Consider the following 13,897-nt stretch of genomic DNA (forward strand, 5'->3'; position numbering starts at 1 on the left):
ATTGATCACTTGTGGAAACAGGCTGCGGCCACTTTACTACAGCTCTTGTATCTTGCAACCAGCAGCAATTGCTTTCTACATGGAAGGGGAAACTAACGCTCTTAAGGATGCCTGAAAAGAGCCCGAAGTAAATTGACACCAACAAATGGTTTGGCTAGGGTATGCGCAGAGTACACTACCCTTCTAAACGACATCACAATCAGCCTCTTTATCCCATGCAGCAACATGCAGACTTACCGCCCATTATTGCAGGCCCTATTCTTCGTCGAGTAACCCGTGATCAACTTGTCCTGTGGGTTGCAACCAGCAGCGAGTTGTCCATGTCGTTATGTCTCTATCGCCATACAGATCAGCACTGCTTTTTCAAGGGCGATATTGGAGATTTTTCACCACCTCCAGTTCGGATTGGTGAACATGCCTATATTTATCTGATTGATTTCAAGCCCCAAGACCCTTTCCCAGCTGAAGAGCTTCTGCAGTATGACCTGCTTTTCCACAATGGACAGGAAGAGTCCAGCTTGGTGGACTGCATGTCACATATTGTCTACGAGGGACAATCAAGGCCACTCTTTGTGGTGAAGCCGGTGCTGGACCATATACTCCATGGATCATGCCGCAAGCCGCACGACCCTTCAAAGGACGCTTTGCTCCGTATTGACAACGAACTGGCAACAACCGTTACCAAGCCGGAAAAGCGCCCGGCACTCCTGATGATGACCGGGGACCAGATCTATGCCGATGACGTCGGTGGTCCAATGTTGGTTGCCATTCACCAGGCTGCCGCCAAATTGGGTTTGTTCAAGGAACACTTGACCGGTGCAGTTGTCGCAGACAGTGACCAATTATTAGCCAGCAAGTTCTGCTACTACAAGCGGGAGGAACTCCTGCCCCACAACAAAGAAACCAAAAATTTACGGGATCGTTTTTTCGGAGGAGTTCGAAAACCGATCTTTACCACCGCATCGGCACACAACCACCTGGTCACCTTGGCTGAGCTAGCAGCAATGTACCTGCTTATATGGTCGCCTGCTCTCTGGAAATATGTAGACTTGGATTCCGGAGACATACCTGAGGGAAACCGGGAACAATATAAGACAGAAAGCAAGGATGTTGGTGCCTTTGCAGAGGGTCTTGGCAATGTTCAACGACTCCTGGCGCACATGCCCACGTATATGATCTTTGATGATCATGATGTCACCGACGACTGGAATTTGAGCCGCGGGTGGGAAGAGGTTGCCTATGAGCACCCTTTTTCAAGGCGTATTATAGGTAACGCCCTTATTGCCTATTTTCTCTTCCAGGGGTGGGGAAACAATCCTCAACAATTTGAAGGAGTTTTCCTTGAGCATGTTCATGATTGTTTTCATGAGCCAGGCGGTGAAAAACAGGATGCACTGATTAATTACCTGCTCAAATTTGAAGCTTGGAATTACAGTCTGCCGACCAAGCCGAAAATGGTTGTTCTCGACACCCGTACCAATCGGTGGTGGTCCGAATCCAGTCTGACAAAACCTTCTGGTTTGATGGAATGGGAAGACCTGTCTGAACTACAGCAGGAATTAATGCACCAACCTTCCGTGCTGCTGATTTCACCAGCCCCTATTTTCGGAGTCAAATTGATTGAGGTGGTACAGCGAATCATTACCTATTGTGGACATCCCCTGGTGGTTGATGCAGAAAACTGGATGGCCCACCCTGGATCAGCCAACGTTATCCTCAATATTTTCAGGCACCGCCACACCCCCAAAAACTTCGTCATCTTATCTGGTGATGTTCATTACTCCTTTGCCTACGACGTCAAACTGAGATATCGCCGTAACAGCCCCAACATTTGGCAAATTACCTGTAGCGGCTTTAAAAATGAATTCCCCCATCGCCTGCTACGATGGTTTGATAGAGCCAATCGCTGGCTGTATGCCAGCCGATCGCCCCTTAACTGGTTTACCAGGCGGCGTAAGATGCGCATTAAAGCGCGAAGGCCAGACAACCATGACGCCCGCCAACTGGTGAACGAAAGCAGTGTCGGCAGAGTTCGGTTAAATGAGCAAGGGGAACCAACAGAAATCAGTGTCCTGCCTGGACGTGGTGGGGAAGTAAAATTTTATGCGCAGCAATAATGGCATCTACTCACTGTAAAGGGCTGCCGGCAAATACATTGGAAAATATCGAGTTCATATTCAGGTTAGACCTGGATCTTCTCATTGAACACAGCCGCAGACGTAACTGTGCTACGTTGAGGAATTTATGATTGAAGATCAGCTAAAGATAACCTGAGGATACGAAGCGGGCTCTTCAAGGTATTTCAGGACAAATTCTAAGGTTGCATCTTACTCTTTAACTTTCAAAACCTTGGCCGCAAAAGAGATGGACCAGCCTTGGATGACGAGTGATGCTATCACCACGACAAACACCTCGTTGAAAAACTCCACCGTAACCGGGCCGGGGCTGATAACCGGAATAATGGCTAGAAAAAGGGGCACAGCCCCGCGCAGACCAACCCAGCCAATAAAAAGTTGTTCCCTCAAGGAAAATTTCAACGGAGCCAAACTGACCATTGCAGCCAGCGGGCGAGCAACAAACATTAACACAGCAGCTATCATTAAAGCCTGCGGTGCATCCTTAACTAATGCCTGACCGAAAAGCCCTTTTCATCCTACGATCAGAGCATTTTAAGTTCATTTGTTATTCATCTGGCTGGTCTTGATTACTCTTAACCTCTAAAGAGTACACCACCGTGCGCTAACCACATGATTTTGTCGATTTTAGACGGATTTCACCACGCTTGCATTGCTGCGAGGGGTAGCGTAAAATGTTACGCTGCTTTTTTTAATACTTTTTCCTTCCGCTCCAACAATGCGAGTTCTTTCTGGCGGAGCTTTACTCCAAGCTGCTGGATGTTACGTGCCAGTACAGCAAGAGCGACATAGCGTTTGAAACCGTAAATGCCGTGATCAGGACACCGATCAAGACCATGGACTTCCAAAGCGTTGATAGCTGACTCAACAGCCTAATGCCGATATCTAGCCCTAATAAAGCTTGGTGAATGTTCCCTTTCTTTATCCATTAATGAAAGCTTGCTTTTCTTGGGCAGGATCACATGGTCGAGGTGTTTTTGTAAATCTTGTTGATTTGCAGACGAATGGAACCCTTTGTCAAAACTGCAGGCGGTGAGACTTGAAAATTTCTTTCGACTCTCTTCAACCATGGGGATGGCAACCTGATCATCAGTCTCATGTTCCATCACACGATAATGGAGGATAAAGCCGTACTGATCCTGAAGTACACACACTTTCAGGCCAAGCTCAACAGGGACACCAGCTTTCCCTTTACTGATCCACTCGGTATGTTCTTCAAAAATCGAGAACACTTTCTCTGCATGTGCGATAAAGTTTTCAATCGCAAAAACAAGGGCAATAGCAACCGGTTTACCACTGTTTTCCTGTTTGATTGACAAACGTGCTCTATCAAGCAAAATATTCGCCGCATCAATATATTTCTGGTGCGCCGCTTTGATGAGTTCTTCCCGTTTTTCTTTCTTAGCCTGGTCTTTGGACGTAGAACGTTTAAGCTGTTGCGCGGTACGAAACAGTCGTTTAATGGCTTTTATGTTATGGTTATTTTGCCGCCATCCGCAGAGTCTCTACAGAGTGCAGAGTGTCGCTACCAAAGTAATCACTTTCCGCATGGCATCAACGAGTACACTGCCTAAAAATATAAAATTATTCAATATTTATTCGCTTTCGCATGGGAACTTCAGTTTGGATGTTACCTACAGCTATTTTTGGCCTCCTCCCGGCTACAGGTGGTCGACCTATCGCTGCAAGACGAAAGAAAGCTATGACCCGATTGTGGATTTCGCTACATCACACCTGTCTTTGAGAAATAATAAACGGAATCCTCAGACAAACTATGGACAGTATGTTTGTGACATAATCCCTACAGCAGAGATCAAGTTGACCTGAGATGTTATCCAAAGGGTATTTGACCAGCAGCGAATTATATCATCAGGAAGTATCTCAGAGACGGAGAATCCGTATATCAAATAAGGAGCTTGGGCGACACCGAAAAGCTAACAAAGAGTTCTGACTCCTTTTCGCAACCTTAGGTCTATCCTAGCTGTCCGGCTTATCTTTGGAAAATAACTCTACCGAGGACTGTACAGCGGACAGGAGAGCTTTTTCAACATTCTGTAGTCTTGATCTTGCCACTTCCGTGGAGCTGGGGTTTTGCCTGAATTATAGAAAATAGTGATCCGGTTTCCACCCCAGGTGAAGAGCTCTTCTCTGCCATCATTAAATAGGTCAACAACCAACACAGCAGCTTCGTATGGGTTGAAATTCGCTTGGTTGCTTTGTCCAACCCATGCTTGAGGATCTTCCATCATTCCACCACCAAATATTGGAGTGAGCGGCCTGTCATTAAGGGGAGAAACCACCCTAAGCCGTGGCCTCACTGCCTGAGAGCTAACAACGCTCATATGTCGTTCAACATAGAGTATTTCAGTGCCTGTGGTATCGTCCCACTCAATTGCTTGAACATATTCACCATCTCCGTCCCAGCCCGGATGGACTCTCCAGCCCTGCCTCAAAAGCTTTCCTTGGGAATTGATGATCCAGTGATTATAGCCATCACTATTTCTCACTACGGTTTCAAGCCCCCTTGCCTGGGGAAAAAAGTCACCTACCGCATGCTGGTGAGGATGGCGGTTGGCATGAGGGGAATGGGCGGCCCAGATTTCATTTTGAGCAGAATCGTACCCATAGGCGATAATCGAAGGGTGGCCACTGGGCGGACCATAGAGACTGTACACTGCCTCAAGTCCTGTGGTTGTCGGGTCGATATCCCGGACCGTAAAGGCGTGAATACCTCGATTCCCCGTCCTACTGTTGGCATCGGCCAACCAGATAAAGCCACCCCCCTGGTCTAAGGCAAGAGTACCATGGAAAATTTCATCGCCTCCCACACCGTCGAGATTTGCTGTCTGCGGAGGTGGATACATAAACATACCTTGGCCGTGCACCGCTTTTCTCTGGTACCATTCTACTGTGGGACTGTCGGCTCGCATATCAATGGAGATGACCGAAACCGTCGGGTCACAGGAGGCGCTGGCAGCAACGATGCGGGTCGCTGCCCCATTCCGGTCATCAGCCCTGCGTGCTAATATTACGTACATCCACTGCTCATCCCCAGGTAAATCAACCCTATATTTAAGCCCCCCTGTCCTCCCGTCGCGGATAAAGAGTGTTCTCCAGTCAGAGCCGATATGCAAAAACTCAGCCTTACCGTCACCGTCGGCATCCCCAATATAACCATAGGTGGTATAGTTCCAAAAAGAGTGTTTGGGATAATCCCAGTTGGTATCTGCCTTGATATCCCAGAAGGTATTTCCGCAGACATCGTAGGCTGCAATCCTATTTCTCGAAGAGATCACATAATCTGGCCAGCCATCATTATCAAGATCACCTATTGCCGGTCTTCCGTTGAAATTAATTTTGAAGGCATGGGCCTGCACCTCTCCAGTGGGGCCCTCAAATGCACCGACTAAACATTCCGGCATATTCGACTGAGTCTGGGCAACCGCTCCATTGCAGGCCGCAAAGAGAGCGATGCTGCAGACAAAAAGAATAATTTGGTTCAAAGATTTCGTCATGGCAATGGAAAAAACAGGTGGCTGGTATTGTCCTCTTTGAGCAGCTGGAGAGAGAACGGAATAAAAGGGTCAGAATTATTTATCGAACATTTGCGGCACGCATGGAAGCATATATAATAGACATCGACTATTACGAATACTTCTCCCAAACAAACCTCATCATATCGTCCAACGCGGTCACAATCAACAGAGCGTTTTTGTTTGAAACGACGACAACTATTATCGGGACAATCTCATCCATTTCAGCAAAGAATTTTGTGCAGGATTTACTCCGACTGCCTGATGACCAATCACATGCACCTTGTTATTGATCCTAAGTCGCTTTTAAGGTCCATGAACGGATCGACGGGAGGCAGACGCGGTACGCGAATAAACTTGAATGGTGATCCAGCAGCCTCTGGGAAGGCCGTTTTAAATCCAGCATCATCTTAACAGCAGAATACCTGCCGGCGTGTTGCCGTTATATTGAATTGAATCCTCTACGTGTCGGTATGGTCCCAGACCTGCGATACGATAGGTGGTCGAGCTATCGCTGCAAGGCTGAAGGAAGAAATGATCAGATTATGGATTTCAATACATCATACCTGTCTTTGGGAAAAAATAAACAAGATCGTCAGATAACCTATGGGCAGTATATTTGTGACACAATTCCTGAATCAGAGATGGTTTTGCTCAAAAGCTGCTTTTAGCAAGTAAAGATCTCTGGCCATTTCTTTGATCCGCCCCGAATCTTATCTTTATCCTTTTCGGTTAGATCAAAACTGTCCTGGAGGTAATCATAAGAGAGTTCAGCCTGAACATTCTCAGTCCAGGCTTATGCTTCCGTAATGCCCGGAGAAAAACTCTAATAGTCTCTTTAAACAAGCCGTAGCGGGACAAGATGGAAAGCCAGCCAAGCATAAAAAAAGAATCCACACGCTGACTTTTCTTAGAAACATTACATTCTTCGATGAAGCTTTTGGTCAAGCCGGCAAATATTTGATATGCGAAATCATTTTTTAATTTCCGATAGAATTTAAATAGGGTGGTATGATCTACAAATGCTTTGCCAAACTCAGTAAATGTGGCATTGATCCAATCGAGTCGGCGCATGAACATAAACTCTACCTGACGCCAATTGAGTTGCTCCAGAGCCATAAATACCAGCAGAGATATTTTAAGTTTAATTGAAACATTTGGAGCCCCTCCTTCTTCTGTATAAAGATGTTTAAATTGTTCCTCGTCAATGAGAGGCCATATTTTATCTTTGCAGACAAATGACCAATCAGCTTCCGGCAAGATATTGGCTATCAGGAAAGTGGGTTCTGTGAGAGGTTATTGGCTACTTGTGGCTCTATACATGCTATTTTTATTCGATCGGCATTTAATCTCAATATATCAAGTACATGCTTAACATGAACCCTAGTGCCAAGCCAAGACGTCTTGCTGTAAAATTAACACTATTACAGTTAGTTGCGACATGCTAACAGAAGGGGTTGGTAAATCAACAGATTCATATATGACATAAATTACTCTCTTTGTGTGGTATGGAATTAGCCTTATTTCCGCTTCTTAATATATTAAGGCATCGAGCTGTATGCCACATTCGATGAAAGAAATGATTATCTTTAAGAATCGTGTCATTTATGATACGATTAGCTTATGGAAATACATCAATGGATATGGCAACATCGGGACTGGCCCGACTTTTCGTTCAATGCAGCCCCGCTTCTTACATATATTGCAACAGCTTCCCAACTGATTGGTGAACTTGCAGCAATCAGTCGATCAATAAGTGATCAAGAGAGGAGGGGTGCTCTGGAGCGAGTTTTGTCTGATGATGCCATTGAAACAGCAGCCATAGAAGGGGAAATCCTGCGTCGAAGCTCTGTGCGAAGTTCAATTCGCAAACGAATTGGGTTACCCGTTGAACAGAAAGACTGGGATGATCTGGCAGATGGGCTGGTTGCCATGTTGTTTGATGCAAGGGATCAAGATCCTAAACCACTTACAACCGAGAGATTGTTTGGTTGGCATGCAGCGCTTTTTCCCACAGGTTATTCAGGCCTTAAAAAAATCCGTGTAGCCAAATACAGAGGCGCTGAAGAAATGCAAATCGTTTCTGGACCAATTGGCAGAGAAACGATTCATTATATCGCCCCACCGCAAAGTCAAATTCAAGCTGAAATGGATGTGTTCCTCAACTGGGTGAATACCAACGATGATCACAATCCATTACTCAAAGCAGGAATTGCTCACTTGTGGTTCATCATGATCCATCCCTTTGATGATGGGAACGGTCGAGTGGGAAGAGCCATTACAGACTACATAATGTCTAAGAACTATCCAACGCTTATGCAAGTTATCTCATTTTCAAAACACTTCAGCTTGGATAGAAAAGGATATTACGCGGTCTTGGAAAAAGCCGGCAAACAAGATTGCAACATTACGGCCTGGCTCAAGTGGTTTTTACAAACCACAATTGCGGCCTTGCGCGAAGCTCAATGGATAGTTGATGGGGTTATTACAAAAACAAAATTTTGGCAGTTGCATCAAGACACGCCTTTGAACAGGAGGCAGACAAAGGTTATTAACCGGCTACTCGATGCTGGAGATACATTGGAAGGAGCCATGACAACCAGGAAATATGCAGGAATGACCAATTGCAGCAAGGTTACTGCAAGTCGCGACCTCTCTGATCTTCTGGATAAAAAGATTTTACAAAAAACTGCTGCTGGCGGCAGAAGTACAAGTTACGAAATATGTCTTCCAGGCCTTTGATCTCTGGCAGGAGAGGTTTTGGTGTGCAGATTGGAGACTCTCTACAGGTTGAGCAGGAGCAAGGCGAAAAACGCATATTACCGCAGATCCCAAAAGAAAAAGCCTTGTAATCAATTAAGATCACAAGGCTTTTATATAAATGGTGCCGAAGGCGAGAATCGAACTCGCACGACCGTGGGCCACTACCCCCTCAAGATAGCGTGTCTACCAGTTCCACCACTTCGGCACACAAATTTTTATTCTATTTTTTCCTGCTGCATCCGTTATTCTGCCGGAGCTGCTGTCTCACCGGTTTCAGCCTTAGGCATTGGGATAGTCACCTGCTCTGTTGAAAGCGGCTCAGCTTTTTCCTGTACCGGCGCTGCAATATTTTTCATGACTGAGCTGGTACTTTTGTCCACAGATATATACGCTAAAGAAACCGAAGTTGCCATAAAAATAATAGCAGCAAGCGTGGTAATTTTATTCAACATCGGCACAGGTCCCTCCGTTCCAAAAAGAGACTGGCTTGAACCACCGAAAGTTGCCCCAATATCTGCACCCTTACCGTGTTGCAACAACACGATTGCGATCAGAAAGAAACAAACTACAACATGTACTATAATTAATATCGTTGTCATATAAAATTAATAATTCGAGCAAAAGACTCGAATTTAAGCGCTGCCCCCCCAACCAACGCCCCATCAATATCGGGCTGCGCCATCAGGGAATCAACATTATCGGGCTTGACTGAGCCACCATACAGTATTCTTATTTTCTGGGCAATATCTTTTCTGTATTTTTCTTCTAAAAATTGGCGCAGGTAGGCATGTACCTCCTGGGCCTGCTCTTTGCTCGCAGTTTTTCCGGTGCCAATCGCCCAAACGGGTTCGTAGGCAACCACAATATCGCCAACCATTTCCGCGGTACAACCCTCCAGGCCTTCTGCAAGCTGTGACTCAAGCACCTTGAAGGTCATATCTGCTTCGCGTTGTCCCAGGGTTTCACCAATGCAGAGGATCGGAACAATACCATTTGCAAGGGCACCTTTGACTCGAAGATTCACCATTTTATCCGACTCTTGGAAAATCTGCCTTCTTTCCGAATGGCCAATGATCGCCATCGGTACCCCAAGATCGACAAGCATTGTTGGCGATATTTCCCCTGTGAACGCCCCTTCTTTTTCCCAAGCCACATTCTGAGAGGCAATAAACGTAGATGTTTTCCCCACTGCCTTACTCACAGCATCAAGAGCTGTAAATGGCGGAGCAATCACGACATCCCGATCATTGCACCCAGCAGCAACTTCTGCAACTTTCTCTGCGAGCTCAACAGCCTGAGCGACAGACAGATGCATTTTCCAATTTCCAGCAATTAAAGGTCTTCTCGGCATAATAGTCTCCTTTTACGACAGGAAAGTTAAGCAATCAGTCTCAAGGGTTAATCAGACAGCGCAACAACACCGGGAAGCTGCTTGCCTTCCATTAACATGAGAAAAGCACCTCCACCGGTTGACATATACGATATGTTGGCCGCTTCTCCGGACTTTTTAATGGCAGCATTCGAATCTCCTCCTCCTGTTACACTCAATGCATGGGAAGTAGCCACGCAATGGGCAATTGCCATGGTTCCACGGGAGAAGGCATCCATTTCAAATGCGCCCATCGGTCCATTCCACACTATGGTTTTGGCATCTGCAAGCGCCTCTTCAAAACAAAGAACTGATGCCGGCCCTATGTCCAAGGCCATCCATGCCTCTGGAATATCCTGTATGGTTACATGCTTGCTCACCGCATCCGGAGCAAAGGTTTCTGCCGCCACCACATCCACAGGCAAATAGACCTTTACCCCTTTAGCCTTTGCCTTTGCTAATAGGGTGTTGGCTGTTTCCAGCAAGTCGTCTTCCACCTTTGAAGCACCAACATCGTACCCCTGGCCTTTGAGAAATGTATTGGCCATGGCCCCCCCGAGTATCAACCGATCTACCCGATCCAGCATATTTTCCAGGGCTTCTAATTTACCAGATACTTTTGCACCACCGACAATGGCAACGAACGGACGTTGTGGTTCTGCACAGGAACGGCGGAAATAATCAAGCTCCTTTTGCAAAAGCAACCCTGGTGCCTTAATGGCGACACACCCTGCAACACCGACCACTGAAGCGTGGGCACGATGCGATACGGCAAAGGCATCGTTGACGTACACATCTGCCAATCGGGATAATTGCTCGGAGAACTGTGGATCATTTTCCACTTCCTGCTGATGGAACCGAACATTTTCAAGCATTATAATATCGCCTGGTTCCATTGCCGATACAAGCGCTTCCACTTCCGGCCCGATACAATCCGGAGCCAGCTTTACCTGCTCAGCAAGTAAGCCTGCCAGATACTCCGCTACCGGAGCGAGGGAGTACGTTGCAACTTTTTGTCCCTTGGGCCGCCCCAGATGCGTACAGAGAATGATTTTAGCCTTTTTCTCCAACAGATAGGTGATGGTCGGGAGCGCCATTTGAATACGAAGATCATCGGTTACTTCACCGGCATCGCTCATTGGTACATTAAAATCTACCCGTACCAACACCCTTTTCCCTGTAACATCAATTTCGCGAAGTGTTTTCACAGTCCCCCTCCCGGCTCCTTGATTACTTTTGTTATCATCAGCACAGCAGCTTCCGCAGGATTTCTATAATACTTTGGCCGCACCCCCCGGCGAAGGAATCCCTTGCCCTGATAGAATTGCTGCGCAGACTCATTGGAAGCACGAACTTCCAGCCAGCATTGTTCAACGTTCTCTTTTGCAAGAAGCATCAGGCCTTTATCAACCAGTGCGCCGCCAATACCGATTTTCCGTTTTCCGGGTGCGACCCCAATGCGCAGCAGTTCAGATTCGGGACCACACCATCGAAAAAAGACATAGCCGCAGACCTTGCCTTCTGCTTCTGCGACCAACTGCACACCCTCAGCATATTCACATTCTGAACGAATCTGCTTTTCACTCCAGAAGGTTTCCATAACCTCCTGTTCAATCAAATGTACAGCTGCAAGGTCTTTCGGCTGCATCTTGCGGACGATCACACCATTTTTTCTGCAACCGATACTGTCAAATCGCCCAGCATATTGGTATAACTTCCCAGCTCATTATCATACCATCCATAAATGACTGACTGAGTGACCGGCACCTGCAGTACAGGAGGCACGTCCTCTTGATCAAAGCTAACTCCTTTCACATGCTTCAAGTTAACATTGATAGAGGCTGTTCGGGTGTGGATCTCGGTTGACTCAATCACAGCAGCTGCCTTTGGAATGCCGACGATATCCGAAGATACATTTTGTTCGGTGGAGTGAACAAGATATGGGGTATTAGCTGCGTATTCGCTGTAAATGGAATTAATCAAACCGCGCTTAATCGGATTTTCCAGCTCGTCTTGAAAATTGAGTACCAGCACGATCAGTGACCCTGTGGAGGTTGGGATCCTGACGGATTCGGCAATAAAGCCAATGTTTTTCATTTCAGGAATAACCAGCCCCAGTGCTTTTGCTGCCCCGGTGGTGGTCAAAATAATATTATTGAATATTGACCTGTCCTTACGCAGGTCGGTCGCTCCAGCGGCCGGCATACGATCCAGCACCTGTTGGCTTCCTGTAGCAGCATGCACTGTTACCATAGAAGCAGACAACATTCTGTCTGCTCCGAAATGGTCCAGCAAAGGTTTCATCATATAGGAAAGGCAGGTTGTGGTACATGAAGCGGCAGACACCACGTTATGTTTTGCAGGATCATAGTCGTCATCATTAATTCCCATGACCGTTGTGATGGCATCCTCAGGCATATCCAACCCTTTTGCCTGAATTTTGAAAGGTGCGGAAAGCATGACTTTTTCAGCACCAGCCTGCAGGTGGCCGCGTATTGCGCCCCTACCCTCATTCGCGTCGGCTGTGGGATCTTTAAAGACACCGGTTGTATCAACTACTAGCCGAACCTGATTACCCTTCCAGTCAATATCTTTCGGATTGCGCGCCTCACGAAGGATCGTGACCGGTACACCGTTTACGGTCATTGTTCCTGTTGCATCGTCAAGGTTCTCAATAACTCGTCCGCCTTTATGACCGTGGAGATACATGCTCAAGCGACCGTAACTTGAATCTTTTTCAATGGCTGAGGCAATATCTTCCAGCCCTGAACCAACGTTTCGGCCGAGATTGACAACAATTTCAGAAAAATGCCGGCGTGAGACATGGTGCCATAATGATAGTTTTCCGATTCTGCCAAGGCCATTGAGTCCGAGCTTCATAGGTATGCTCTCCTATACGGTTGCGATTAAGTCGTTTATAAAACGGTACCCAGGACAGGGTGATACCGCTTTTGTTAGTAACAATACATTTATTCTGGAAGAGTATAGTCGAAAAACAGTGCCACCGAAAGTAGTAATATGACAAAAAAATTCAGCCTTTCAATACCATATCAAGGATGGTTATCTTAATAAGACCAGAGGAAAATTGGGTTGCACCGTACAGGATTGCGCTGTAAGCACTGCACGACTGTTCTTTTCGTCAACAATCAACTTAACCACAGGTGACCATGCAATTGCCCCCGGTTCGCACCAACGCTATCCTAGTTAAACGATACAAGCGTTTCCTGGCAGACGTCCAGCTTCCGAATCAAGAGCCGATGACCGTCCATTGTCCAAATAGTGGCTCCATGCTCGGCTGTTCAACCCCCGGCAGCCCTGTGATTATCTCCCGATCAGATAACCCAGGAAGAAAATACCCGTGGACGCTTGAAATGGTACAATCGAAAGGCGTTTGGATAGGTGTTAACACCTCCATGACCAACAAGTTGGTCCATGAAGCCCTTCTTAATGGGACCATCGACAACTTTGGAAGCATTACAAAAATCTCCCCTGAAAAAAAAGTTTCAGAAAAGAGCAGGCTTGATTTTTTGTTGGAATCAGCACAAGGATTGACATACCTGGAGGTAAAAAACTGCTCGCTGGCCCACAACCAACTTGCCATTTTTCCAGACGCAGTAACAGCGCGGGGGACCAAGCATCTTGTCGAACTGATGCACCTGGCAAACCAGGGGTCTGCAGCAGCTGTACTATTCTGTATACAAAGGGGCGATGTTGACAGCTTTGCTCCTGCTACGGAGATCGATCCAGTGTATGCTCAAACATTACAGCAGGTGGCAAAAGAGGGTGTTCAGGTGTTAGCGTATCTTGCAGAAGTAACACCCGAGGCGGTCACAGTAACCCGGCAAGTACCTGTCCACCTCGACCATGTGCAGGCTTAACCCGAATTTCTCATAAACATTTTGTAGGTGTTTGAAAAATAAGTACATTCAAACTAATGCAGTTAAAGTGAGCGAGATGGAGAATTAACAATATTTTCACCAAAAGTCAGTCCATGCGGCGCCATCTTCTTCAGTGTTTTGGCAGTAAATATAGCCTACTATGATTTACTACCAAAAACTTTGAACCTGACACCGCCTGAACTGATGAGAAATCCAGGT

The 13,897-nt window shown here is 46.5% G+C and carries 12 protein-coding genes, 1 tRNA gene and 1 pseudogene; 3 read left to right on the top strand and 11 right to left on the bottom strand.

Annotation, left to right across the window (positions count from 1 at the left end):
- The first annotated feature begins 161 nt into the window (after positions 1-161).
- The gene (locus ACHZCY_RS10375) at positions 162-2,117 is read left to right on the top strand and encodes an alkaline phosphatase D family protein (protein WP_205223352.1); all 1,956 of its coding nucleotides are present in this window, start codon (positions 162-164) and stop codon (positions 2,115-2,117) included.
- 210 nt (positions 2,118-2,327) lie between these two features.
- Here ACHZCY_RS10375 and ACHZCY_RS10380 read toward each other — a convergent pair whose 3' ends face one another.
- The 5 genes and pseudogenes from ACHZCY_RS10380 to ACHZCY_RS10400 form a co-directional block, all read right to left on the bottom strand.
- Positions 2,328-2,600, bottom strand: a complete 273-nt coding sequence (locus tag ACHZCY_RS10380) for a cation:proton antiporter domain-containing protein (RefSeq protein ID WP_319548853.1) — start codon at positions 2,598-2,600, stop codon at positions 2,328-2,330.
- A gap of 212 nt (positions 2,601-2,812) precedes the next feature.
- On the bottom strand, positions 2,813-2,983 hold the full coding sequence (locus ACHZCY_RS10385) for a hypothetical protein (RefSeq protein ID WP_319548854.1): 171 nt from the start codon (positions 2,981-2,983) through the stop codon (positions 2,813-2,815).
- Between the two features lie 54 nt (positions 2,984-3,037).
- Positions 3,038-3,385: pseudogene (locus tag ACHZCY_RS10390) on the bottom strand (ISNCY family transposase); the annotation flags it as partial.
- Positions 3,386-4,144: 759 nt separating this feature from the next.
- The gene (locus ACHZCY_RS10395; protein WP_319548856.1) at positions 4,145-5,638 is read right to left on the bottom strand and encodes a hypothetical protein; all 1,494 of its coding nucleotides are present in this window, start codon (positions 5,636-5,638) and stop codon (positions 4,145-4,147) included.
- 762 nt (positions 5,639-6,400) lie between these two features.
- Positions 6,401-6,928 carry a hypothetical protein gene (locus ACHZCY_RS10400; protein WP_205223348.1) on the bottom strand — a complete coding sequence of 176 codons (528 nt, stop codon included), beginning with the start codon at positions 6,926-6,928 and terminating at the stop codon, positions 6,401-6,403.
- Between the two features lie 363 nt (positions 6,929-7,291).
- Between ACHZCY_RS10400 and ACHZCY_RS10405 the strand changes: the two genes are divergently transcribed.
- Positions 7,292-8,410, top strand: coding sequence for a Fic family protein (locus ACHZCY_RS10405; RefSeq protein WP_319548857.1), 1,119 nt, complete (start codon positions 7,292-7,294; stop codon positions 8,408-8,410).
- A 140-nt stretch (positions 8,411-8,550) separates the two neighbouring features.
- On the opposite strand, the gene ACHZCY_RS10410 is transcribed toward ACHZCY_RS10405, so the two are convergent.
- From ACHZCY_RS10410 to ACHZCY_RS10435, 6 genes are all read right to left on the bottom strand, one after another.
- Positions 8,551-8,636: transfer RNA gene (locus ACHZCY_RS10410), tRNA-Leu, on the bottom strand.
- 37 nt (positions 8,637-8,673) lie between these two features.
- Positions 8,674-9,030, bottom strand: coding sequence for a preprotein translocase subunit SecG (gene secG / locus ACHZCY_RS10415; RefSeq protein WP_205223346.1), 357 nt, complete (start codon positions 9,028-9,030; stop codon positions 8,674-8,676).
- On the bottom strand, positions 9,027-9,782 hold the full coding sequence (tpiA, locus tag ACHZCY_RS10420; protein ID WP_319548858.1) for a triose-phosphate isomerase: 756 nt from the start codon (positions 9,780-9,782) through the stop codon (positions 9,027-9,029). The genes secG and tpiA overlap by 4 nt, the downstream gene beginning before the upstream one ends.
- A 47-nt stretch (positions 9,783-9,829) precedes the next feature.
- A complete protein-coding gene (locus tag ACHZCY_RS10425; RefSeq protein WP_319548859.1) occupies positions 9,830-11,008 on the bottom strand; it encodes a phosphoglycerate kinase in 1,179 nt (392 codons plus the stop codon).
- Entirely contained in the window at positions 11,005-11,448 is a 444-nt protein-coding gene (gene rimI / locus ACHZCY_RS10430; RefSeq protein ID WP_205223343.1) for a ribosomal protein S18-alanine N-acetyltransferase, read from the bottom strand. The genes ACHZCY_RS10425 and rimI overlap by 4 nt, the downstream gene beginning before the upstream one ends.
- An 11-nt stretch (positions 11,449-11,459) precedes the next feature.
- Positions 11,460-12,680, bottom strand: a complete 1,221-nt coding sequence (locus ACHZCY_RS10435; RefSeq protein WP_205223342.1) for a type I glyceraldehyde-3-phosphate dehydrogenase — start codon at positions 12,678-12,680, stop codon at positions 11,460-11,462.
- 287 nt (positions 12,681-12,967) lie between these two features.
- Between ACHZCY_RS10435 and sfsA the strand changes: the two genes are divergently transcribed.
- A complete protein-coding gene (gene sfsA / locus ACHZCY_RS10440) occupies positions 12,968-13,678 on the top strand; it encodes a DNA/RNA nuclease SfsA (protein WP_319548860.1) in 711 nt (236 codons plus the stop codon).
- Positions 13,679-13,897 lie beyond the last annotated feature (219 nt).

This window comes from Desulfogranum marinum (genome assembly GCF_963675105.2).
In the GTDB taxonomy this organism is placed as follows: Bacteria; Desulfobacterota; Desulfobulbia; order Desulfobulbales; family Desulfobulbaceae; genus Desulfogranum; species Desulfogranum marinum.

Excerpts from the sequence above, each read along its gene's own strand:
- ACHZCY_RS10435 (WP_205223342.1), bottom strand. The coding sequence starts at position 12,680 with ATGAAGCTCGGACTCAATGGCCTTGGCAGAATCGGAAAACTATCATTA.
- secG (WP_205223346.1), bottom strand. The coding sequence starts at position 9,030 with ATGACAACGATATTAATTATAGTACATGTTGTAGTTTGTTTCTTTCTG.
- ACHZCY_RS10375 (WP_205223352.1), top strand. The coding sequence starts at position 162 with ATGCGCAGAGTACACTACCCTTCTAAACGACATCACAATCAGCCTCTT.
- sfsA (WP_319548860.1), top strand. The coding sequence starts at position 12,968 with ATGCAATTGCCCCCGGTTCGCACCAACGCTATCCTAGTTAAACGATAC.
- ACHZCY_RS10405 (WP_319548857.1), top strand. The coding sequence starts at position 7,292 with ATGGAAATACATCAATGGATATGGCAACATCGGGACTGGCCCGACTTT.
- tpiA (WP_319548858.1), bottom strand. The coding sequence starts at position 9,782 with ATGCCGAGAAGACCTTTAATTGCTGGAAATTGGAAAATGCATCTGTCT.
- ACHZCY_RS10380 (WP_319548853.1), bottom strand. The coding sequence starts at position 2,600 with ATGATAGCTGCTGTGTTAATGTTTGTTGCTCGCCCGCTGGCTGCAATG.
- rimI (WP_205223343.1), bottom strand. The coding sequence starts at position 11,448 with ATGCAGCCGAAAGACCTTGCAGCTGTACATTTGATTGAACAGGAGGTT.